Source organism: Sphingomonas sp. OTU376 (assembly GCF_038440415.1).
Classification (GTDB): domain Bacteria; phylum Pseudomonadota; class Alphaproteobacteria; order Sphingomonadales; family Sphingomonadaceae; genus Sphingomonas; species Sphingomonas kyeonggiensis_A.
Genome location: NZ_JASATQ010000010.1, coordinates 36,902 through 60,245 on the forward strand (window position 1 = coordinate 36,902; position 23,344 = coordinate 60,245).

A 23,344-nucleotide genomic window follows, 5' to 3' on the forward strand; every position below is an offset into this window, starting at 1 on the left:
AGTTTGAAAAAGAATGATAATGGGGAGGCATAAGTGATTAATCTAAATCGTTATTTCCTGTTCGCAACCAGCTCCGCCGTGGCCCTGTCGGCGATGCCGGTCACCGCGATGGCGCAGGACAGCACGCCGGACACCGCCGAGATCGGCGTGCAAGAGCAGGAAGATCCGGCCACGAACCAGATCGTCGTCAGCGGTATCCGCCGCAGCCTCGAGTCCGCCCAGTCGGTGAAGCAGGACTCCGACCAGATCATCGATTCGGTCGTCGCCGAGGATATCGGCAAGCTGCCTGACGTCACGGCCTCGGAATCGCTGGCGCGCATTCCCGGCGTCACCGTGACCCGCGATGCCGGCGTGGCGCAGGGCGTGCGCATCCGCGGCCTGCCGGATCTCGCCACCACCTATAACGGTCGCGAAGTGTTCACCGCGGAAGGCCGCTTCGTCCAGCTGCAGGACTTCCCCTCGAACAGCATTGCCCGCATCGACGTCTACAAGTCGGCCAGCGCCGATCTGCTCGAGGCGGGGCTGGCCGGCCTGGTCGACGTGAAGTCGCGCAAGCCGTTCGATTTCAAGGGTACCCGCGTCACCGGTTATCTCGGTGGCGTGCACTGGTATCAGTCGCAGCGCCTGGGCATCGAGGCCAATGGGCTGGCCAGCACGCGCTGGAAGACCGGCATTGGCGAGATGGGCTTCCTGATCGAGGGGTCCTACGCCGACACCAAATACATCGATTCCTCGCGCGCGGTCGCGCAGGACATCCGCAACCGCACGAACATCACCGGCTATCCGCAGCTGCGCTACCCGAACTTCGTCAACACCGACTATGCCTCGGCGACGCGCTGGCGCCCGAATGTCGATGCGGCGTTCCAGTGGCGGCCGAGCAGCACGCTCGAAATCTATCTCGACGGCCTGTACCAGGGCTATCGCGGACGCGGCGACGGCCACAACCTCCAGGTCGTGTCGGGGGATCTCGCCACGCTGACCAACATCACGTTGATCCCGGGCACCAACCAGGCCGCGAGCTTCGACGCAGCGGTGGGCACCGGTGCGGCGCCGACCGGCGCGCAGCAGATCAACGACCAGTCGACCGACACCTATCAGGCCGGCGGCGGCTTCATCTGGAAAAATGGCCGGCTCAAGCTGACCGGTGACGTTGCTTATACCGAGTCGACGTTCATCAACCGCAACGTCGCGTTCAACTACACGCTGACCTCGTCGCCGGCGCGCCACTTCGAGTTCGACACGTCCGAGGGCGTGGGCGGCGGCACCGTCAACCTGATCAACTACGACCTCTACAATCTCGGCAATTATCGCTGGACCGGCCTGACTCAGAGCGGCAACCGCGGCCATGGCCAGAGCTGGCAGGGGCGCCTGGACCTCGACTACAAGCTCGACAACTTCATCCTGACCAACCTGCAGGCGGGCCTGCGCTTCTCGAACCGCGACGCGGATTCGTACAGCTATGCCCAGTCGACCTATGCGGCGCCCGCGGGCCAGACCTATTCGGTGCTGGCGTCGATGCTGAACATCCAGCCGGCGGCGGGCGGCTTCCGCAACGACAGCGCGGCGTCGATCCGCACCTGGCTCTCGCCGACGCGGGAGAGCCTGATCGCCAATCTCGATACGCTGCGTTCGATGACTACGCTCACCGTCAACGGCGTGACCACCACGCTGGCCAAGGGGGATCCGACCTGGGGTTCGCCGGTCTATACGAGCAACGAGAAGCTCTACACCGGCTATGTCCAGGCGCGGTATGCGTTCGAGATTGCGGGCGTGCCGTTCGACGGCCTGATCGGCGTGCGCGCCACCCAGGCGGATGTCGCGATCAACGGACTGCGCCGCTCGACCACCGGTACCGGTGCCACGGCGGTGACCACGGTTACGCCGATCTCGACTTCGTCGAGCAACAGCGACTTCCTTCCGAACGTCAGCATGCGGATCAAGCTCGACCCGAAGCTGCAGATGCGCATCGCGTACACCGAGACGCGGACGCGCCCCGGCTTTGGCCAGCTCAACCCGACGATCACGATCGGTGCGCTGCCGACCGGCAACACCTGCGCCGATCCGAACGGGGCTGACTGCATCCGCTCGGCCAGCTCGGGCAATCCCGACCTGAAGCCGACCACCTCGAAGAACTATGACGCGTCGGTCGAATATTACTTCAGCCGCAGCGGCGCGCTTACTATCGGCGGGTTCTACAAGGACGTGAACGGCTTCATCAACACGTTCACCACCGACGTGGCGGATGCCGAGTTCGGCCGCCTGCGCATGAGTCAGCCGCAAAATGGCGGTGCGGGCCGGATCAAGGGCATCGAGGCGGGCGTCCGCAGCTTCCTGCGCGCGCCGTGGCTGCCGGACTGGATGAGCAACTTCGGCGGGATGGTGAATTACACCTATCTCGACGCGAAGTCGGTGCTGGCGCCGAGCCTTGCGGCGACGCTGCCGGGCCTGCAGCGCATCGCCGGTACGTCGAAGCACACCATCAACACCTCGGCCTGGTACGAGAACAAGGTCCTCTCGCTCCGTCTGTCGTATAATTGGCGCAGCGACTTCATCGACAGCTATGGCCAGGTCGCCGATCCGGCGCTGGGCAACCCGGCGCCGCTGGGCCCGACGCTGCCGATCACGGTCGATGCCCGCGGCACGATGGACTTTGCCGCGACGCTCCAGCCGACCGACAACATCACCTTGAGCTTCAACGTCAACAACCTGGCCGGCGGCGCCTACCGCAACTACCGCACGTTCAATGCGGCGGGCCAGGCCTATGCATGGCAGACGCGCTTCCTGGAGAGCGTCTATCGTGCGGGCATCCGCTTCCGGTTCTGATCGCCGGGGCGCCGTAAGCCTGACCTAATGGGCGGCGTCGCGACGGAAGGATTTTCCCGAGCGCCGCCGCCCTTTGTTTTGACGGACACGAGGATGACATCGTGAAGCATTTCCTGGCCGCGGCGCTCGCCGCGACTTCGCTGATCCCGGTACAGGTGCTTGCCCAGCAGGCGGTACCGGCCAACCGTCCACCGGCGGACGACATCTTCATTGACCACCCCTCGCAGGACCGGAACGCCACGGTGATGCCGGCGGCGGACGCGATGCCGGTGAAGTCCTTCTTCGCCGCGCATGCGATCACCGATGCCTCGGTGGCCCAGGCCGCGGACGGGCGCTGGTTCGTCACCGGCACGGTGATCCGCGACGGTCGCCGCGATGGTATCCAGCTCTGGTCCTCGGCCGATGATGGCAAGAACTGGACCGCGCTCGGGGTCGTCCACGGTGCCGGGCATCGCTATGTCGCGCCGGACATCCAGATCCGTGGTGACCTGGTCCAGCTTGCCTTCGCCGACGACAATGGCTGCGCGCATATCGCCCGCGGTTCTCTCGCCAATCTCAAGGGTGGGTTCACCGAGAGCCCGTGCCTGGTGAGTGACGTGGCCGACGTGTCGTCCTTCATCGACACCGATGGCACCAGCTATCTGCTGTGGAACGGCGGCATGATCGCCAAGGTGGCCGCCGACGTCTCGAAGCTCGCCGACGCGCCGCGCTTCCTCAAGCCCGATCCCGCGCTGTTCAAGGTCGATCCGCCGGCGGGCAAGGACTGGCCGGTAAGGTTGCGGGTCGGCAAGGCCGGCGCCTCGATGTTCAAGGACGGTGACCAATATGTGATCACCGCCAGCGAAGTGACGGGCCGGATGCGCACCGCCACCGACGATCTCTACATGGCGACCGGTCCGTCGCCCTATGGCCCGTTCAGCAAGCGCATGCTCGCCGTACCGCATGCGGGGCAGGGCAATGTCGTGCGCACCAGGGACGGCAGGCTCGTCGCCAGCTACAATCCGCGCTGCGAGGATGATTTCGCGATGTTCTGCGAGCAGGTCGGCCTTGTTCCCCTGGAGCGCGCCGAGGATGGCCGCATCCGTCAGGCTGCTTCGGTGCTGACCGAGAATAGTGCCGTGGCGGATCGGCGGCCGTTGGTGACAACCGAGATGATGCGGGACCCTTCCGTGATGATGGGTGGGGATGGGGCCTATTATCTGGTCGGGACCCAGAAGGGCTTCGGCTTCCAGTATCCCGAAGGTGGGGTTACCCTGTATCGCTCCACCGACCTGAAGAGTTGGTCTCCTTCCAAGATGATCTTCGACTGGAAGGGGCTGGGCTACAAGTTCAAGAACGTTGCCGAGCTCTGGGCGCCGGAGATCCACTGGTCGGCCCGGGACAAGACCTATTACCTCGCCTTCTCGGTGATGGAGCGCGGGGTAGGGGGCAAGTCCTGGCTGTTCAAATCGACCAGCGGCAAGGCCATCGGTCCTTACGTCAACACCCGCTCGAGCTACTTCGTCGAGGGTATCGATGCCTTTCCGTTCGAGGACGAGAGTGGCTTCTACCTGCTTTGGGGTGGTGGCAAAATCGGCAAGCTCGGCGCGACACGGGAGGGATTCGAAGGGCCGGTGAGGCGGCTGGTCGATACCGACGGGGAAAATGTCGGTTACGAGGGCAACGGGCTCATAAAAGTCGGCGATACCTATTTCCTGACCGGCGCCGAATGGAACGGACCGCTGCGCACCGACGGCACCTATGACATGATGTACGGCACCTCCAAGTCGCTGTTCGGCCCGTACACCAAGCGCCGCCTCGCCGTACCGCATGGCGGCCACGGCACCGCCTTCCGCGATGCCGGGGGCCATTTCTGGTACACCATGTTCGGCAACGACACGACCGCGCCCTGGCGCCGCCATTTCGGACTGGTGCCGATCCTGATCGGCGAGGACAGCATCCGCGTGCCCCCGATCGAGCGCTGATCTTTTCTGAGGTGGGGATTCCTACATTGCAAGCGGAGGCGCGGTGCGGGGAAAGCGCCGCAGGAGATCCCGGCTTTCGCCGGGATGACGATAAGGGCCTAGAACGCGAACGCCTCGGTCTCGCGACGCTCGGCCAGCAGGAAGGCGTCCGCCACGAGGCGCATCGGGCGGAGGTCGACATCGCTGCCGCCGGTCGCGAGCAGCTCGGCAAAACGGGCGTAGAGGCGCGGATATTCCTGGTCCGGCTCGGTGCACTCGGCCTCGCCCGGCAGCTGGAGCACGCTGCCGCCCAGCGACAGGCGGAGCGTGCCGGCATCGGTATCGACTTCGATATCCCAGGTCTGCGGACCGGTCTGGAGGAAGTCGAACGAGGCATAGCCCTTAGCACCGCCGCAGCGCAGCTGCAGCTCGGCGGCGAGCGGCCCGGCGCGGCCGGCGGGCACGTCCATCGTCGCAGCCTCGACGAACAGCGGGGCGGGGAGGATCGCCGTGGCAATCGACAGGGCGTTGATGCCCGGATCGAACACGCCGAAGCCGCCGGCGGCAAGGATCCATTCCTGGCCCGGGTGCCAGCGGCGGATATCCTCGCGCCAGTGGATACGCACGGCCTTGATCTCGCGGCGCGACAGCCAGTTGCGGGCGGGGCCGACGCCGGCGGCTTCACGCGAATGCCAGCTGGTGAACAGCGTCACGTTCCGCGAGCGGGCGAAATCGGCCAGCGCCTCGATCTCCGAAAGCGTTGCTGCCGGCGGCTTCTCGAGCATCACATGCTTGCCGGCCTCGATCGCGATCCGCGCCAGCTCGTAGCGCCCCTCGGGCGGGGTGCAGAAGGAGACCGCATCGAGTTCGGTCCCCGCGATCATCGCCGCGGTATCGGGATAATTCGGCACGCCATCGACCTGGCCATGACGGCTGGCGATTGCCGCCAGTATAAAGCGGTCGTTCCTGGCGACGGCCGGAAGATGCTGATCCCGCGCGATTTTCCCAATGCCAACCAGGCCGAGCCTAAAGCGATCCACCCCTAACTCCCTTTTATACGATATATATGCTTCCTATCCGCCGTGATCCGCTCTATCAAGTGCGCCGTTGCGTGCGAACGCGCCAGTGAACGGCTGCGGTTTTCAGGAAGAGGGTTTTGTATGTCCGGCGGTGGTAAAGTCGAGGGTGAGCGCCCGAATCTGCGGTCGCGCGCCTGGTTCGACGATCCCTCCAACCCCGACATGACCGCGCTCTATGTCGAGCGTTACCTGAACTTCGGCATCAGCCTGGAGGAGCTGCAATCGGGCCGGCCGATCATCGGCATCGCCCAGACCGGCAGCGACCTGACCCCGTGCAACCGCCACCATCTCGAGCTCGCCAAGCGCGTGCGCGAGGGCATCCGCGACGCCGGCGGCATCGCACTCGAATTCCCGACCCACCCGATCCAGGAAACCGGCAAGCGCCCGACTGCGGGGCTCGACCGCAATCTCCAGTATCTCAGCCTGGTCGAGGCGATCTTCGGCTATCCGATGGACGGCGTCGTCATGACGATCGGCTGCGACAAGACCACCCCGGCCTGCCTGATGGCCGCCGCCACGGTGAACATCCCGGCAATCGCGCTGTCGGTCGGCCCGATGCTCAACGGCTGGTTCAAGGGCGAGCGCACCGGCTCGGGCACGATCGTGTGGAAGGCGCGCGAGATGCTCGCGGCCGGAGAGATCGATTACAAGGGCTTCATCGAGCTGGTCGCCAGCTCGGCGCCGTCGACCGGCTGGTGCAACACCATGGGCACCGCGACGACGATGAACTCGCTGACCGAGGCGCTGGGCATGTCGCTGCCCGGCTCGGCGGCGATCCCGGCGCCATACCGCGACCGCGCCGAATGCGCCTATCATACCGGCGTGCAGATCGTCGAAATGGTGCATGCCGATCGCAAGCCTTCGGATGTGCTGACCCGCCAGGCCTTCCTCAACGCGATCCGGGTGAACTCGGCGATCGGCGGCTCGACCAACGCGCCGATCCACCTCAACGCGATCGCCCGCCATATCGGCGTCGAGCTGAGCCTGGCCGATTGGGAAGAGCATGGCGCCGATATCCCGCTGCTGGTGAACCTGCAGCCGGCGGGCAAGTATCTGGGCGAGGACTTCTACCGCGCCGGTGGCGTGCCCGCGGTGATGGGGCAGCTGCTCCGCGCCGGGCTGATCGACGGCAGCGCGCTGACCGTCAACGGCAAGACGATCGGGGAGAATGTCGGGGCCGCGACGGTGGAAGATGCCGATGTGATCTTCCCGCTCGATGCGCCGCTGAAGCAGGCCGCGGGCCTGACCGTGCTTTCGGGCAATCTGTTCGACAATGCGGTGATGAAACTCTCGGTGCTCTCCGAGGAGTTCCGCAACCGCTATCTTTCCGATCCCGAAAATCCCGATGCGTTCGAAGGCACGGCGATCGTGTTCGACGGGCCCGAGGACTACCACAGGCGGATCGACGATCCGGCGCTGGGAGCCGATGACCATTCGATCCTGATCATGCGCGGGGCAGGGCCGGTCGGCTATCCGGGCGGCGCCGAAGTGGTGAACATGCGCCCGCCGGTCGCGCTGATCCGCGCCGGGGTGCATGCGCTGCCCTGCCTGGGCGATGGCCGCCAGTCGGGCACCAGCGGCTCGCCTTCGATCCTCAACGCCGCGCCGGAAGCGGCCGTCGGCGGTGGCCTGGCACTGGTGAAGACCGGCGACCGTATCCGTATCGACCTGAAGAACCGCACTGCCGACATGCTGGTGGACGAGGCCGAACTCGCCGCGCGCCGCGCTGCGCTCGGCATCGATTATGTGCCCGAAGCGCAGACCCCTTGGCAGGAAATCCATCGCAGCCTGGTCGGCCAGTTCGATGGCGGCGCGGTGTTCGAGAATGCGGTGAAGTATCAGCGCATCGCCCAGAAATACGGCGTGCCGCGGGACAGCCACTGATGAGCCTGGTCCGCATCGTCGAGCGTGACCGCCGCGATGTGCTGGGCGAGGGGCCGCTCTGGTCGGCGCGCGAGAACGCGCTCTACTGGACGGACATCCTTTCTCGCCGGCTCAACCGGCTGTCGCTTGGAACCGGTACGATCAGTGCCTGGGTGTTCGACGACTATCTCGGTTGGGCAATCGAGCGCGAGCGGGGCGGGTTCGTCATCGGGCTGGGGCGCCGCGTGCTTCGCTTCAATCCCGAAACCGGCGCCACACGCCTGCTCGTCAATCCCGAGCCGGACCGGGTCGAGAACCGGATCAACGATGCCAAGGCCGATGCGCAGGGCCGCATCTGGGCCGGCACCATGTCGATCAACTGCAGCGATCCGACCGGAAGCTTCTACCGGCTCGATACCGACGGCACAGTGACGCGCGTTGACGGGCCCTATACGATCGCCAACGGCCCGGCGATCGCCACCGATGGCAGCTTCCTGCTGCACACCGACACCGCGCTGGCGACGATCTTCCGCTTCGACATCAACGACGACGGGTCGCTGGGGCCGCGTACGCCGTTCATCGCGTTCCAGCCCGAATGGGGCAATCCCGACGGCATGACCTTCGATGCCGAGGGCTGTTTGTGGGTCGGCTGCTGGGGCGCAGGCTGCGTCACGCGCTTCTCGCCCGAAGGCGAGCGGATGCGCAGCATCGCGCTGCCGGCGAGCCAGATCACCAGTTGCACCTTTGCGGGCGAGGCGCTCGACCGCATGTTCGTTACATCAGCGGGCGATGGGGTGGACGAGCCCCATGGCGGCGCATTGTTCGAGGTCGATCCCGGCTGCCGCGGCCTGGCGACCCAACTCTATCGCGGTTGAGGAGAAGAGGGATGACGCTGAACAAGAGCGCGTTGCTGCTGGGCGCTGCCTTTGCCTGTGCGTTGGTTTCGAATGCCGAGGCGGCGACCGCCAAGCGCGGCACCTTCGGCAAGCTGCCCGACGGGCGCACGGTTGAATCGGTGACGCTGACCAACGGCAAGGGCGTTTCGGCGAACATCATCGGCTGGGGCGCGACGATCCAGTCGCTCATCATGCCCGATCGCAACGGCAAGAAGGCCGATATCGCGCTCGGCTATGACAATCTCGAACAGTATCTGGCCAAGCCGCAATATTTCGGCCCGATCGTCGGCCGCTTCGGCAACCGCCTGGCGGCGGGCAAGTTCACGCTCGACGGCCAGACCTACCAGACCCCGATCAACAACGGGAAGAACGCGCTGCACGGCGGCACCACCGGCTTCGACAAGGTGTTGTGGACCATCACTTCGGTGAAGGACGGCCCGACCGCCTCGGTCACGCTGCGCTATGTCAGCCCGGACGGCGACATGGGCTATCCCGGCACGCTGACCGTCGACGCGACCTATTCGCTCGACGAGCAGAACCAGCTGACGATCGACTATCGGGCGACCACCGATAAGACGACGATCGTCAACCTGACCAACCATGGCTGCTGGAACCTGTCGGGCGAAGGCTCGTCGAACGGCGCGATGGGGCATGTCGTGACGATCCCGGCGCAGACCTATCTGCCGACGGACGACGGCGCGATCCCGACCGGCGAGTTCCGCTCGGTGGCCGGCACGGTGTTCGACTTCCGCACTCCGCGCGCGATCGGCGACCGGGTGCGCGACGCCAGCGACCAGCAGATCATCTGGGCGCGCGGCTACGACCATAACTGGGTGATCGGCCGCGAAGTGACCAAGGACCAGCATCTGATGGCCAGGGTCCAGGATCCGGCATCGGGCCGCGGCTTCGAGCTGTGGTCGAACCAGCCGGGCCTGCAATTCTATTCGGGCAACTTCCTGGACGGCACTTCGCACGGCAAGGCCAAGAAGGTGTACCGCGAGGGTGACGGCTTCGTGATGGAGCCGCAGCTCTTCCCGGACTCGCCCAACCAGAAGGGCTTCACCAGTGCCCGGCTGGAGCCGGGCCAGACCTATCACAACGTGATGACCTATCGCCTGACCACGGGGCAGGCGGCGAAGCGCTGAATTTTCATCGTCATCCCCGCGTAGGCGGGGATCCATTCGGGCTCGCCAATGTGAGTCTCACTGCCTTCAGCGGCAATGGATCCCCGCCTGCGCGGGGATGACGAAGTAATCCGGAAGAAACTACAGAACCAAGGGGAGCTGCAATGAAGCCTATCCTTTTCCTGGTCGCCAGCACGATGCTGGCGGCGACGCCGGCGCTTGCCCGCGATCAGTGGACCGCGGCGCAGGCGAATGCCTGGCACGCCAGGCAGCCCTGGCAGGTCGGCGCCAACTACACGCCGGCGACTGCGATCAACCAGCTCGAGATGTTCCAGGCCGAGACCTGGGATCCCAAGCGCATCGACCTGGAGCTCGGCTGGGCCGAGGCGATGGGGATGAACGTGATGCGGGTGAACCTGCACCACCTGCTGTGGGAAACCGATGCCGCCGGGCTGAAGCGCCGGATGGACGAGTTCATGACGATCGCGGCGAAGCACAAGATCAAGACCCTGTGGATCTTCTTCGACAGCTGCTGGGATCCGAACCCGGTCGCCGGGCCGCAGCATCCGCCGATCCCCGGCGTGCACAATTCGGGCTCGGTCCAGTCGCCGGGCGAGGCGCGGCTGAAGGACGTGTCGCAGTACGGCAAGCTCGAAGCCTATGTGAAGGACCTGGTGACGACCTTCGCCAGGGACGAGCGGGTGATCGGCTGGGACATCTGGAACGAGCCGAACAATGGCGGCGGCGGCAACTACAAGCCGACGGTCGACAAGAAGAAATATGTCGCGACCTTGCTGCCGCGGATGTTCGCGGCGGCGCGCTCGGCCGATCCGATCCAGCCGCTCACCTCGGGCGTGTGGATCGGCAACCACTGGGACGACCAGAGCAAGCTCGATGCGGTCGAGAAGATCCAGATCGCCGAATCCGACGTGCTGAGCTTCCACGACTATAGCTGGCCGGAGAAGTTCGAGGAGCGGGCGAGGCAGATGCTCAGCTATGGCCGCCCGGTCTGGTGCACCGAATATATGGCGCGCGGCAACGGCTCGACCTTCGAAGGCTCGCTGCCGATCGCCAAGCGGCTCAACATCGCGATGTACAATTGGGGTTTCGTCGACGGGAAGATGCAGACGCGGCTGCCCTGGGACAGCTGGAAGAAGCCCTATACCTATGAGGAGCCGACCATCTGGTTCCACGACATCCTCTATCTCGACGGCAGGCCCTATCGCCAGGCCGAGGTCGACCTGATCAAGCGCATGGCGACGGCACCGAAGGGCGTGGTTCCGGCCACGCCGATCGCCAAGTGATGCGGCGGGGGATTGCCGGGGCGCTGGCGGGGCTCGTCCTCGCCGCGCTGCCCGCGCATGCCCAGGACGCGCCGTCCTTCTTCGACGGCGCCGATCCGGACTTCGAAGTCGCGGAGGGGCAATATTGGCTCTACCCGACCTTTGGCGGGAAGACGCTGGTCGCCTGGCATTCGCTCGACATGCAGAAGTGGGAAAAGGGCCCGGTCCTTCTCGACCATTCGATGATCCCGTGGATCAACGACGACAAGGCGCCCGAGCATCGCCTGTGGGCGCCGGACATGGTCCGCGCGAACGGCCGCTATTATCTCTACTACTCGATCGGCCCGCAGAACCCGACGCCGAGCCGCATCGGCGTGGCGGTGTGCGAAGGTCCGGCGGGTCCCTGCAAGGACAGCGGCAAGCCGCTGGTGAACGATGGCGGGCACGGCTTCGAGGCGATCGATCCGGCGGTGTTCACCGATCCGCGGACGGGCCGGAGCTACCTCTATGCCGGCGGCAGCGCCGGGGCGACCTTGCGCGTCTGGCAGCTCAGGCCCGACATGGTCGGCATCGACCATGAGGTGAAGGTGCAGACGCCCGCGCACTTCACCGAAGGCGCGTTCATGTTCGAGCGCAAGGGCACCTATTACCTGTCCTATTCCTCGGGCAATTTCCGCGACACGACCTATTCGGTCCATTACGCCACGGCGAGGTCGCCGGTGGGGCCGTGGAAATATCGCGGGGCGATCCTGGCGAGCGACGCCAGGTACAAGGGCCCGGGCCACCACGCCTTCCTGCGCGATCCCAAAGACGGGCGCTGGTACATCGCCTATCACCGCTGGGAAGGGCAGCCGCATGACGGCCCCTATACCGGCTCGCGCCGGGTGGCGATCACGTCGGTGACGTTCGGCAAGGACGGATCGATCCTGCCGATCCGGATGGACTGAGGATCAGGCCGGCGTGTTCTCGTGGGCGTCGATCAGCTCGAGCACGTCGGAGATCAGCGCCCGCATCGCGGTGCGCGCGGAATTGGGGTCGCGTGCCTGGATCGCCTCGAGCACGCGGCCGTGATCCGCGACATTGGCGGTGCGCCCCTTCACGCGGTTGGTGAAGCGGATCGAGGTGCGCAGCGCCGTGCCCACCACGTCGCGGAACTGGACGTAGAAGGGGTTGCCCGAGGCGCGCAGGATCGAGACGTGGAAGGCGATGTCGGCCTCCAGCGTGTCGTCCATGCCCTTCTCGGCGGCTTCCATGCGGGCAAGGCCTTCGCCGATCGCTTCGATATCGGCATTGCTGGCGAAACGCGCGGCGAGCGCGGCGGCTTCGGGCTCGATCGCGACGCGCAGCTGGTTGAACTGCTTGAGCAGCTCGACCGAGAATTGCCGCTCGAGCAGCCAGCGCAGCACGTCGGTGTCGAACAGGTTCCAGGACGAGGTCGGCTCGACCACCGTGCCCTGGCGCGGACGGGCGCTCAGCAGGCCCTTGGCCGTGAGCATCTTGACCGCTTCGCGCGTCACCGAACGGCTGACACCGTGCTGGGTGGTCAGCTCGGCCTCGGTCGGGAAGGGCTTGTTCTCATAATGGCCGGTAACAATCGCGCGGCCCAGCCGGTCGAGCAGGCCATAGGTGAGGTTGCGGCCAAGCTGCGGACGGAGTTCGTCTGACGACTTGGATAGAGACGTTGCCACGCGCGGGTATTCCTTTTCTGTCGAGGCGACGGTCGTCGCTTGCCCTCTGATTTCTAGCTGTATCCCAAACGCGTGGCTAGACAAGCCCAATTAATAAGATAAATGAACCATTCGACCGCCCCGTTTGAGCGCGCGGTACCTAAGGGAGGGATAGCGTGACGAGCCTGTCGCAGATCGACCTGATCGTGGTCATCATATACGCCATCGGCATATTCGGCCTGGCGCAGTGGGTCAGCCGTGAAAAGGCGGGCCACGCCAAGGACACGTCCGACTATTTCCTCGCCTCCAAATCGCTGCCCTGGTGGGCGATCGGCGCGTCGCTGATCGCGGCGAACATCTCGGCCGAGCAGATCGTCGGCATGGCGGGCTCGGGCTACAAGATCGGCCTGGCGATCGCTTCCTATGAGTGGATGGCGGCGCTCACGCTGCTGATCGTCGGCAAGTATTTCCTGCCGATCTTCCTCAAGAACCAGATCTACACGATGCCGCAGTTCCTCGAGCAGCGTTACGGCAAGGTGCTGCCGGTGCTGATGGCGGTGTTCTGGCTCGCGCTCTATGTGTTCGTGAACCTGACCTCGATCATCTGGCTGGGCTCGATCGCGGTGCACAAGGTGGCGGGGATCGACCAGAACGCGGCGCTGATCGCGCTGGGCCTGTTCGCGCTGCTCTACCAGCTCTATGGCGGCCTCAAGGCGGTGGCGCTGACCGACATCGTCCAGGTGACGCTGCTGGTGATGGGCGGCCTGATCGTCTCGTACCTGACGCTCGACCAGATCGGTGGCGGGCAGGGCATTGTCGCCGGCTTCAGCACGCTGATGAACGCGCATCCCGAGAAGTTCGACATGATCCTCTCGCCCGACAACCCCTATTACAAGGATCTGCCCGGCATCGCCGTGCTCGTCGGCGGCATGTGGATCGCGAACCTGAGCTATTGGGGCTTCAACCAGTACATCATCCAGCGCGCACTGGCCGCGAAGAACCTGGGTGAGGCACAGAAGGGCATCACGCTCGCCGCGTACCTCAAGCTGCTGATGCCGGTGATCATCGTGCTGCCGGGCATCGCCGCGGTGATGCTGGCGCCGAACCTCGCGGTGGGTGACGAGGCCTATCCGACGATGCTCAAGCTGCTGCCGCCGGGCCTGCTCGGCCTGGTCTTCGCGGCGCTGGTCGCGGCGATCATCGCGTCGACCGCCTCCAAGATCAATTCGATCGGCACCATCTTCACGCTGGATCTTTACGCCAAGGCGCGGGGGATCAACACGCGCGGCGAGAATGGCGAGGGCCAGACCGGGCAGGAAAAGCACCTCGTCCTGGTCGGCCGCATCGTTGCCGCCGTCGCGGTGGTGATCGCGATCCTCGCCGCCCGGCCGCTAATCGGCCAGTCGGACCAGGCCTTCCAGTTCATCCAGGAATTCTCGGGCTTCTTTACCCCGGGCATCACCGTGATCTTCCTGCTCGGCCTGTTCTGGAAGCCGGCGACCGAGAATGGCGCGATTACCGCGGCGATCATGTCGGTGTTCATGTCCTGGTTCATGTGGGTCAACTGGGCCGCGCCGCATGACTTCCTTGGCATGCAAATCCCGGTGAACGTGGTGGGTACCAGTGTCGCGGCTTTCCAGGATGTCCTGGGGCTGACGGGCATGCCGTTCATGAACCGGATGATGGTGGTCTTCTTCGTCAGCCTGGGGCTGGCAGTGGTCGTCAGCCTGGTGTTCAAGGGTAGCGGCGATGCCAATCGCGTGACCATGGAGGGCGTCAGCTTCAAGACGCCGAACGTGTTCAACATCGCCGGCATCGGCGTGATCCTGATCCTCATCGCGCTGTACTCGGTCTGGTGGTGAGCTTCTCCGGCACCTTCCTCGCCATCGACTGGGGGACGACCAACCGGCGCGTCTTCCTGGTCGAGGGCGGCCAGGTCGTGCGCACCGAGCGCGACGACCGCGGCGTCACCTCGGTCAGCGACTTCGCGGCCGAGGCTGCGGGCATCCGGGAGCGGTTCGGTGACCTGCCGATGCTGATGGCCGGCATGGTCGGGTCGAACATCGGCTGGCAGGCGGCGCCCTATGTGCCGGCGCCGGCCGGGGTCGAGGATCTGGCGGCAAACCTGCTGCGGATCGACGCCCGTACGGCGATCGTCCCCGGCGTCTCGGTGACGGGGCCGGCGGACGTGATGCGGGGCGAGGAAGTCCAGCTGCTGGGCGCGGTCGCGGCCGGGCTGGTGCCGCACGACGCGCTGCTCGCCCAGCCGGGTACGCACTGCAAATGGGCGCTGATGGAAGGCGGGCGGATCGCCGGATTCACCACCGCGATGACCGGCGAGCTGTTCGCCATGCTGCGCAAATATGGCCTGCTTTCCTCGCAACTTACCGAGGAAGTGACGCTGGGCCAGGCGTTCCTCGACGGGGTGGAGGAGGGGCGCAAGCGCGACCTTGCCGCCTCGCTGTTCGGCATCCGCGCGGCCAAGCTGCTGGGCGAGCGCGAGGACACCGACGCGGCGAGCTTCGCCAGCGGGCTGCTGATCGGCAGCGACGTCGCGGCAAGGCTGGAGCGGGTGGGGCATGACACGGTCCACATCCTCGCCGACCCCGTGCTGGGAGGGCTCTATGCCGCCGCGATCGAGGTGCATGGGCGCCGCGCCGTGCGGGTCGACAGTCACGCCGCCTTCGTGGCCGGCATCATCGCAATCGGGAGTATCATGTGAGCCATATCGCCGCCTTCGACGCCGCCTTCAGCCGTTGCCCGCTGGTCGCCATCCTGCGCGGCGTGAAGCCCGACGAGGTCGAGGAGATCGGCGAAGTGCTTGTTTCGGCTGGCTTTACCCTGATCGAAGTGCCGATGAACTCGCCCGAGCCGCTCGACAGCATCGCGCGGCTGGCCAGGCGCTTCGCGGGCCGTGCCCAGATCGGCGCCGGCACGGTGCTGACCGAGGCGCAGGTGGCCGCGGTCGAGGCGGCCGGGGGCACGATGATCATCTCGCCCAACGCCAACCTCAAGGTCATCGCCGCCAGCGCCGCCCGCGGGCTGGTCTCGCTGCCCGGAATCTTCACGATGAGCGAGGCCTTTGCCGCGCTGGAGACCGGCGCCACGGCGCTCAAGCTGTTCCCCGCCGAGGCGGCAAGCCCCAATGTTCTCAAGGCGATGCGGGCGGTGCTGCCCAAGGACGCGCGGGTGCTGCCGGTGGGCGGCATCGCGCCCGACACCATGGCCCCGTGGCGGGCCGCCGGAGCCCCCGGCTTCGGGCTCGGCTCGGCGCTGTACAAGCCCGGCATGACCGCCGAGCAGGTGGGCGCCAATGCCCGCGCCTTCATCGCCGCGCTCGCGGACTGAACCAGATGCGAACCGTGGCAAAGGTTGCGCGCTGAGGCTTGTTTTGCGCCCTAAATTATATGATAAGTCATCTCATATAAATGGGAGAGAAGCCTTGAAGAAGCGTGACCTCTGGAGCGGGGCAGTGATCGCCGCTGCCCTGTGCCTCGGCTCCGGAAGTGTATCCGCGCAGACGGCTCCGGCCGCGGAAGCTGGCACCTATACCAATCCGCTGCTCCCTTCGGGTCCCGATCCCTGGATCACCCAGGTCGACGGCACCTATTATTACATGCACACCCAGCGGACGGGCATCACGCTGTACCGGACGCGGAACATCGCGGACCTGGCCCATGCGGAGCAGAAGCAGGTCTGGACGCCGCCCAAGGAGGGGCCGAACGCCCATCTGATCTGGGCGCCCGAGCTGCACCGCATCGGCAAGAGCTGGTTCCTCTACTATACCGCCACCGCGAGCGGCTTCGGCGACGACGCCCACCGGGCCGTGTTCGCATTGGAGAACAAAGCGTCCGATCCGCTCAGCGGCACCTGGATCGACCGCGGGCGGATCAACACCGCCCATGCCGGGATCGACGGCACCAGCTTCGAATATCGCGGCAAGCGCTACTTCGTCTATTCGCCCTATCTGGGCCCGGACAGCGGCCTGGCGATCGCCGAGATGGCGAACCCCTGGACGCTCAAGGGCAAGGAGCAGGTGATCGCCATGCCCGACCAGCCCTGGGAGCGGCTCGACGGGCGCCAGATCCTGGAAGGGCCGGAGTTCCTGCTGGGGCCCAAGGGCGACCTGTTCCTGACCTATTCGGCGAGCCCCTGCTGGTCCGACGATTACGCGCTCGGCCTGCTGCGCGCGGCGCCCGGCGCCAACCCGCTCGATCCCAAGGCCTGGAGCAAGTCGCCGACGCCGGTGCTGCACAAGGGGAATGGTGTGTTCGCAACCGGCCATAACGGCTTCTTCAAGTCGCCCGACGGCAAGGAGAATTGGATCATCTACCACGCCAATGCGGCGGCGGGGATGAAGTGCACGCTGAAGCGTGCACCGCACATCCAGAAGTTCGGCTGGACGGCGGATGGCCGTCCCGATTTCGGCCTGCCGGTGCCCGAGGGCGCGCCGCAAAAGGTGCCGTCGGGAACACGCTGATTAGGATACGATAACCGTCAATAGCCTGGAGGGGACCTATGCACTGGATGTCACGTGGAGCCTTGATTGCCGCTTTCCTGATCGCGGCCCCCGCAGGGGCGCAGCCGGGACCGGACGGCTGGACGCCGGCCTGGACGGCCAGCATGTGGCAGGCGAACCAGCCCGCCCAGCGCGTTTCGGTGGAGAATGCCACGCTGCGCATGCAGGTGCGCGTCGGCGCGGCGGGCAGCAAGGTCCGCATCCGGCTGGCGAACGACTATGGCCCGGCGATGCGGATCGGCGCGGCGAGCGTGCGGATCGCCGGCGGCAAGCCGGTGCGCGTCACCTTTGACGGGCAGGGCCAGGGCCAGCTGCGCAACGGCGCGCCGCTGGTGAGCGATCCGGTGGCACTGCCGGTCAAGGCGTTCGACCTGATCGAAGTGTCGCTCTACACGCCCGACAAGGTCGATATCGACACGGTGCACGGCGCGGGCGGGGCGAAGACCGCGATCTCGCCGTCGGGCGACTTCACCGACAAGGACTTCACGCCGCTCCTCCAGTCGGGCCCGCGCCCGCTGCTCGCCGAGGTGGATGTGCTGGGTGCGAAGCAGCGCCCGGTGATCGTCGCCTATGGCGACTCGATCACCGACAATACCGGCTGCGCGAACGACGCGGTGCCGGCGTGCCGCTGGGGCGATGTGCTCGGCCGGCGGATCGCCGCGGCCGGGATGCCGCATGTCGTGGTGACCCAGGCGATCTCGGGCAACCGCATCCTGTCGAGCGGCGCGGGGCCCAATGCGCTCGCCCGCTTCGATCGCGACGTGCTGGCGCTGCCGGGCGTGACGCATGTCGTGGTGCTCGAGGGGATCAACGACATCGGCGGATCGGGCCGCAACAATGGCCCGGTGGTCAGCGCCGACGACCTGAAGTCTGGCTTCCGCCAGCTCGTCCAGCGCGCGCATGCGCATGGCATCAAGGTGATCGGCATGACGATCCTGCCGTTCGAGGGCGCGGGCTACCAGACCCCGGCGGGCGAGGCGCTGCGGAGCGAGGTCAATGACTGGATCCGCACCTCGGGAACGTTCGACGCGGTGGTCGACATGGAGAAGGTCGTCGCCGACCCGGCCAATCCGAAGCGGCTCGCCGCGGCGCTGCAGGGCGGGGACAATCTCCACCCGAATGGTGCGGGCGAGACGAAGATGGGCGAGGCGATCCCGCTCAAGCTGTTCAAATAGGCTTCGCGTTCCCGCAAGGGGAGGCACGCGGCCGCCGGCACCGGGAGATCCCCGGGCCGGCGGCCGCAATCATGTTGGCGAGACCACGCGGCGGAAATAGACCACAAAGGCTTCGCGCACGCGCCCGGTGCCGAAGGTCGTGGCGTCGCGCGCCAGCCCCTCGGCCTCGAGGCTGGCGCTGGCGGTGTCGCGCTCCAGCGTTTCCCAGGCCGGGTTCATCGACCCGCCGGAATCCTCCTCCGCCAGGCCCGAGACTTCGCACAGGCTGGTCGTGCACCGGGCAGTGAGCGAGCGGGTGTCGACATGGGCGAGGCCGCGCATGAAGGCGAGAAGCCGGGTCTCGCTGCGGCTCGCCCAGGCGCGATCCCGGGCCTCGCGGGTGACCAGATACTGGTTCGCGTCGGCCAGCTCCGAATTGCGCTGTGGGGTGAGCGGCGGGCGTTTCGTGGCGGGTGGCGCCGGAAGGGGCGCGGCCGCCGGCTGCGCGGCGCCGGCCGCGATCGTCACCACGCCGGCGTCGCTGGATGCGGGTTCGGACGGCCACGCCATCCAGGCAAGCGCGAGCCCGGCGGGCAGTGCGAGTGCCGCACCCCCTAGCCAGCGGCCGCGCGTCTCGTTCGTCAGGCCAGGCATGATTGCTCCTCCCGCGATGGATCGGGATGCGACAGGGGACCGGCCGCCGGCGGGCGGTGGCCGGTCCCGATTTGCGAGCCTCAGTTGCTCGGGCCGCTCGCGAAATAGACGTTGCACACGCCGTTCACGTTGCGGGTCTGCAGCTCGACAAAGGTCGCGCCGGTGCCCACCCATTGCAGGCCGGGCGAGAAGCCCTCGCAGCCATTGGTGACCGGCGCCGGCAGCGTGACCGGTGCGGCCAGCGTGGTCCAGGGGCCGTTCGGATTGCCGCTCGCGCTCTTGAACATCACGGTGCCGTTCAGGCCCGAGGGCGAACCGTCGGCGACGCGCATATACTGGCCGATCCACAGGATCGAGCCGTCGGGCAGCACCTTGTTGACCGGGGTGTTCGAGAAGAACCGGTCGAGCGAGTCCTTCATCCGCGTGCCCATCACGTTGACCGGGCCATAGTTCCAGCCATCGGTGGAGGTGCGGTAATAGCTCGCGCAGTTGAGCGGCGCGGCCTGGCCGCAGATCTCATAGGTCATCAGCCGCGTGCCGTCGGCCAGGTTCGACACGACCGGCATGCCGGGGCGCAGCGGCCAGGTGGCGTCGGCATTGCTGTTGGACAGCTGGACGTCGTTGGTCTGGTCGATCCAGTGGACGCCGTCATAGGTGCGGCGGCGGGCGATCTTCTGGCTGCAGCAGGGGCTGCTCTCGTCCGCATAGTGCATCACGATCGCACCGTCGGTGGCCATCGAGAAATCGGGCTCCCACAGGCCCTGGCTGTTGGCCGACTGGACGGCGATCGACACGAAGCTCCAGTTCCGGCCGTTGTCGGTGCTCTTGTAGATGTTGATCTTGGCGAGGCTGGTCGCGGTCTTCTGGGTATCGACCACGACGCCGAGGATCAGCGTGCCGGCAGTGAGCGAGCCGATCGTCTGCGGCACGCGGAACAGGCTGGGGCTGCTTGCCTTCAGCGTCTGGAATTCCGGATCGTTGATCATGCCGACCTGGGTGAAGCTGGCGCCGCTGTCGGTGCTCGAGAAGATCTTGATGTGATCGTCGCCGGTGAACGAGAGGACCGACGCGACGAGCTCTCCGCTGGGGAGCAGGCGGATGCGGGGATAGCGCGAGTTCGCGGCGAGCAGGGTCTGGGCCTGGGCGACGACGGTGGTCATGCCGACCAGGGCCAGGCCGGCGAGGAGCCGCGTGGTGCGGCCGAGCATGCGCTTATGGATGTGCTGATTCTGTGATCGCCTAATCATATCGCTCTCCTGTTTCCCGCTGTTCACATCGGGGCGGCAGGAGCGGGGGCCTGGCGCCTGTCCTTGAAATCACCTGGGTCTGGTCACCTCATTCTCGTGCCGGGCGCGCGGGCCCCCTGCGCCGGAAGCGCGGGGCTCCGGCGGGGTTCGGGTTTCTGGAAAGGACGCCGCATGGAGGAGGCCCCATGCGGCGCCAAAGTTACCGACGGGGAGTCGGTTCTCAGAAGCGGAAGCGGACCCCCATGCGATAGACGGTCTCGAGATAGCGGACCTGCGCGGCGTAGGTGTCGCCCTTCGCGTTGAACGCACGGTAGGTACGCTGCTGCGAGCCGAGCAGGTTCGCGATGGAGAAGTTCAGCGAGACATTGTCCGTCGGGTTGAGCGAGCCCGAGAAGTCGAGCGTGCCGCGGCCCTTCTCGACCGTGGGCAGGGTGAGCTGGGTGGTCACCGCCGGATCGGTCACCACGCCATAGGTCTGGAAGCTCGAACGGTAATTGTACGAGAGGCGCAGCGACAGCGGCTTGCTGTCATAGAAGAACTGCGCGTTGGCGAGGTGCGACGACACGCCGCTGAGCGGCTGGATGCCGGGAAGCGTGGCGGCGGCGCTGGGCGACAGTTCCGAGCCGTGGTCGAGATAGGTGTAGTTCGCCAGCACGCCGAAATTCTGCATCCATTGCGGCAGCGACGGGATCTTGAAGAAGGTGCGGAAGCCCGCCTCGATGCCCTGGATATAGCCCTTCTGCCCGTTCTCCGGCCGGTCGACGCGCAGCGGGCCGAGCTCGGGGTCGTTGAGGAAGACGGTGGCGTTGTTGATGAAGCCGATGATGTCGCGGCGGAACACCTGGACGGTAGCCGAGCCCGAGCGCGAGAAATAATATTCGAGCGAGGCGTCGTAATTGGTGGATTCGACCGGTTGCAGGTCGGGGTTGCCGCCGCTCGCGGTGCGATAGTTGCACACCGGCGGGGTGACGCTGTTGTCGCAGGCCAGGGTGGCGTTGACGGTCAGCGTCGGGTTCAGCGAGCCGAAGCCGGGGCGGGTGCGCGTCTTGGTGAAGGACATGCGTGCCTGCAGCGTGCGCGACAGCTTCAGCCGGGCGCTGACATTGGGCAGATAGTCGAGATACTCGTTGGTCTTTGCATAGGGCGTGCCGGCGCCGGAACCGATCTTGAGCGTGCCGCTGATGTCGTTGGTGGTGCGGACGACGCGCAGGCCGAGCTGGCCGTCGAGCTCCATCGATCCGATCGGGAACTTGTAGTGCGTCTGGAGATAGGCGGCATAGGCCTTCTCGTTGGCGCTGTAGACCCAGTCCAGCTTCGGATAGCCGGCCGGCTGGCCGACCAGCATGCGGAGATAGTCCGCATTGTGGATGATGCTCTGCCGGGTCGGCGTGATCCAGGTGCGGGGATGGGTGGTCGGATCGCCGCGGAAGCCGATCATCGACATCTCGAAGTCGAGCGGCAGGTTGACATACTGGATGCGCGGATCGGTCGCGCCCAGGGTCGGCGTGCGGTTCTCGGCCGGGTCATTGTAGGAATCGGCGTCGCGGTTGCTGTAGCGGACGCCGGCCTGGAGCCGGTCGAAGATCGCGAAGTCGATCGGCAGGTCGGCGTCGAGCCGCCCCTGGAAGCTGCGGCCATGGTTGTCCGCGCCGTTCTCCGCGAAGTTCAGCATGCGCCACGAGGCGGGATCGGCCAGGTTGATGTCGGTCACATAGGCCGAGGCGCCGCCGCCGCCCGACTGGTCGTCGAAGTTGAAGACGCGGGTGCCCAGCGAATTCGTGAAGATGTTGAACTGCATGTTGCGGTTCCAGTTTCGCGAATCGGTGAGCGCGACGTCGCCGGTGATGCGGCCGCCGCCGGGCACCTTCCAGATGAAGCCGGTGCCGCCCTGATAGGTGTCGGTCTTGTTCCACTGGGCGACCTGGTAGCCGGTGATGCCGTTGCCGGCGCCGCGCATGGTCATCTGGCAGACCAGGTCGGTGCTGCCCTCGCACATGGTCACGTCGTAGAGCGGCGCGTTGCTGCCCGTGTCGAAGTGCAGCGCGCTCGACTCGCCGGCGGCGCGGAAGCCCTGGAAGAGGAAGTCGGCGTAGAATTCCAGGCTCTGGCTCGGGCGCCACTGGAGCGCCGCCGAGGCCGAGGGGCGGAAGCGGTTCGAGCTCGGATACTGGAAGGAGACGCGGGTCGGGTAACGGACATTGGGATAGTTCGCGACGCCGCCGACCACGACGTTCGCCGCGTGGCGCAGGATCTGGGTGTTGTTGTCGCGATAGGAATCGACGAACTTGTTGTCGGTGTAGCTGCCCTCGACCAGCAGGCCGATCTCGCCGATGCCGGTCTCCCAGCGGTTGCTGATCAGCAGGTTGGCGTCGATGCCGAACTCCTGCGACTGGCGCCAGTGCAGTCCGGTGATGCCGCCGACGATGCGGCTGCCCTTGAAGTTGAACGGCTTGTTCGACTTGACGTCGATCTCGCCGGCGATGCCCGCCTCAACCAGGTTGGCGCCCGCGGTCTTGAACACGTCGAAGCGCGAGACCGAGGCGGCCGGGAAGTCCTGCAGCGCGACGTTGCGGCCCTCGGCGGTGAAGATCTCGCGGCCGTTATAGGTGGTGGTGATGTCGGGCAGGCCGCGCAGGCGGACGCCGCCGGCCTCGCCGTTCAGCCGGTCGACCTGCACGCCGGTGATGCGCGCGAGCGATTCCGCGCCGGTGGAATCGGGCAGCTTGCCGATGTCCTCGGCCACGAGCGAATCGACGATGTCGTCCGAGTCCTTCTTGATAGCCTGCGCGGTCTCGAGGCTGCGGCGGAAGCCGCTCACGATGATCTCGTTGGGATCGATCTCGGTATCCTGCCCGGCTTCCGGGACGCTGGCCGCGGGCTGCTCCGCGGTCTGCGCGACGGCGATGCCCGGCAGCGCGGTAAGCGCGAGCGCGGACGCGCCGATCAGCAACCGATTATTGCGACGATTCATTCTTTCCCCTCCCATATCGTCCGAGTTTCTTACTCGGGGCTTATCTATCCGAATTATCATATAAGAATTGGCCTGACAATATCCAGCCGGAGGCCTGACCTGAATTGGCGCAAGTCCTTCA

Annotated in this window: 17 protein-coding genes; 12 read left to right on the plus strand and 5 right to left on the minus strand. The window is 66.2% G+C overall.

Annotated features, from left to right (window positions below):
- The first annotated feature begins 33 nt into the window (after window positions 1–33).
- Complete coding sequence (locus AAHM44_RS06625; protein WP_342249457.1) at window positions 34–2,823, plus strand: TonB-dependent receptor; 2,790 nt, start codon at window positions 34–36, stop codon at window positions 2,821–2,823.
- A gap of 101 nt (window positions 2,824–2,924) precedes the next feature.
- Window positions 2,925–4,787 (plus strand): family 43 glycosylhydrolase, encoded by a 1,863-nt coding sequence (locus AAHM44_RS06630; protein ID WP_342249458.1) that lies wholly within the window; start codon window positions 2,925–2,927, stop codon window positions 4,785–4,787.
- 98 nt (window positions 4,788–4,885) lie between these two features.
- On the opposite strand, the gene AAHM44_RS06635 is transcribed toward AAHM44_RS06630, so the two are convergent.
- A complete protein-coding gene (locus tag AAHM44_RS06635) occupies window positions 4,886–5,806 on the minus strand; it encodes a Gfo/Idh/MocA family protein (RefSeq protein WP_342249459.1) in 921 nt (306 codons plus the stop codon).
- A gap of 120 nt (window positions 5,807–5,926) precedes the next feature.
- On the opposite strand from AAHM44_RS06635, the gene AAHM44_RS06640 reads away from it, so the two are divergent.
- From AAHM44_RS06640 to AAHM44_RS06660, 5 genes are all read left to right on the plus strand, one after another.
- Window positions 5,927–7,729, plus strand: coding sequence for an IlvD/Edd family dehydratase (locus tag AAHM44_RS06640; RefSeq protein WP_342249460.1), 1,803 nt, complete (start codon window positions 5,927–5,929; stop codon window positions 7,727–7,729).
- The gene (locus tag AAHM44_RS06645) at window positions 7,729–8,583 is read left to right on the plus strand and encodes an SMP-30/gluconolactonase/LRE family protein (RefSeq protein ID WP_342249461.1); all 855 of its coding nucleotides are present in this window, start codon (window positions 7,729–7,731) and stop codon (window positions 8,581–8,583) included. Before AAHM44_RS06640 ends, AAHM44_RS06645 begins: the two co-directional genes overlap by 1 nt.
- An 11-nt stretch (window positions 8,584–8,594) precedes the next feature.
- Complete coding sequence (locus AAHM44_RS06650) at window positions 8,595–9,749, plus strand: aldose epimerase family protein (RefSeq protein ID WP_269574729.1); 1,155 nt, start codon at window positions 8,595–8,597, stop codon at window positions 9,747–9,749.
- 143 nt (window positions 9,750–9,892) lie between these two features.
- Window positions 9,893–11,032: a cellulase family glycosylhydrolase gene (locus AAHM44_RS06655; protein ID WP_269574730.1), complete on the plus strand. Its 1,140-nt coding sequence runs from the start codon at window positions 9,893–9,895 to the stop codon at window positions 11,030–11,032.
- A complete protein-coding gene (locus tag AAHM44_RS06660) occupies window positions 11,032–11,958 on the plus strand; it encodes a family 43 glycosylhydrolase (protein ID WP_342249462.1) in 927 nt (308 codons plus the stop codon). Before AAHM44_RS06655 ends, AAHM44_RS06660 begins: the two co-directional genes overlap by 1 nt.
- Before the next feature lie 3 nt (window positions 11,959–11,961).
- Here the strand turns inward: AAHM44_RS06660 and AAHM44_RS06665 are convergent, their stop codons facing one another.
- Window positions 11,962–12,699 carry a FadR/GntR family transcriptional regulator gene (locus tag AAHM44_RS06665; RefSeq protein ID WP_269574732.1) on the minus strand — a complete coding sequence of 246 codons (738 nt, stop codon included), beginning with the start codon at window positions 12,697–12,699 and terminating at the stop codon, window positions 11,962–11,964.
- A gap of 155 nt (window positions 12,700–12,854) precedes the next feature.
- Between AAHM44_RS06665 and AAHM44_RS06670 the strand changes: the two genes are divergently transcribed.
- From AAHM44_RS06670 to AAHM44_RS06690, 5 genes are all read left to right on the plus strand, one after another.
- Complete coding sequence (locus AAHM44_RS06670) at window positions 12,855–14,540, plus strand: sodium/sugar symporter (RefSeq protein ID WP_342249463.1); 1,686 nt, start codon at window positions 12,855–12,857, stop codon at window positions 14,538–14,540.
- On the plus strand, window positions 14,531–15,400 hold the full coding sequence (locus AAHM44_RS06675; RefSeq protein ID WP_269576591.1) for a 2-dehydro-3-deoxygalactonokinase: 870 nt from the start codon (window positions 14,531–14,533) through the stop codon (window positions 15,398–15,400). The genes AAHM44_RS06670 and AAHM44_RS06675 overlap by 10 nt, the downstream gene beginning before the upstream one ends.
- Window positions 15,397–16,026, plus strand: a complete 630-nt coding sequence (locus AAHM44_RS06680) for a 2-dehydro-3-deoxy-6-phosphogalactonate aldolase (RefSeq protein ID WP_342249464.1) — start codon at window positions 15,397–15,399, stop codon at window positions 16,024–16,026. Before AAHM44_RS06675 ends, AAHM44_RS06680 begins: the two co-directional genes overlap by 4 nt.
- A gap of 94 nt (window positions 16,027–16,120) precedes the next feature.
- Window positions 16,121–17,158, plus strand: coding sequence for a glycoside hydrolase family 43 protein (locus AAHM44_RS06685; RefSeq protein WP_260396083.1), 1,038 nt, complete (start codon window positions 16,121–16,123; stop codon window positions 17,156–17,158).
- Window positions 17,159–17,220: 62 nt separating this feature from the next.
- Complete coding sequence (locus AAHM44_RS06690; RefSeq protein ID WP_342249465.1) at window positions 17,221–18,372, plus strand: SGNH/GDSL hydrolase family protein; 1,152 nt, start codon at window positions 17,221–17,223, stop codon at window positions 18,370–18,372.
- Between the two features lie 69 nt (window positions 18,373–18,441).
- Here AAHM44_RS06690 and AAHM44_RS06695 read toward each other — a convergent pair whose 3' ends face one another.
- The 3 genes from AAHM44_RS06695 to AAHM44_RS06705 all read right to left on the minus strand — a co-directional run bounded on the left by AAHM44_RS06695 (window position 18,442) and on the right by AAHM44_RS06705 (window position 23,223).
- Complete coding sequence (locus AAHM44_RS06695) at window positions 18,442–19,005, minus strand: hypothetical protein (RefSeq protein ID WP_342249466.1); 564 nt, start codon at window positions 19,003–19,005, stop codon at window positions 18,442–18,444.
- A gap of 80 nt (window positions 19,006–19,085) precedes the next feature.
- Window positions 19,086–20,213: an exo-alpha-sialidase gene (locus AAHM44_RS06700; protein ID WP_342249467.1), complete on the minus strand. Its 1,128-nt coding sequence runs from the start codon at window positions 20,211–20,213 to the stop codon at window positions 19,086–19,088.
- Between the two features lie 259 nt (window positions 20,214–20,472).
- Window positions 20,473–23,223, minus strand: coding sequence for a TonB-dependent receptor (locus AAHM44_RS06705; protein WP_342249468.1), 2,751 nt, complete (start codon window positions 23,221–23,223; stop codon window positions 20,473–20,475).
- Between the last annotated feature and the right edge of the window lie 121 nt (window positions 23,224–23,344).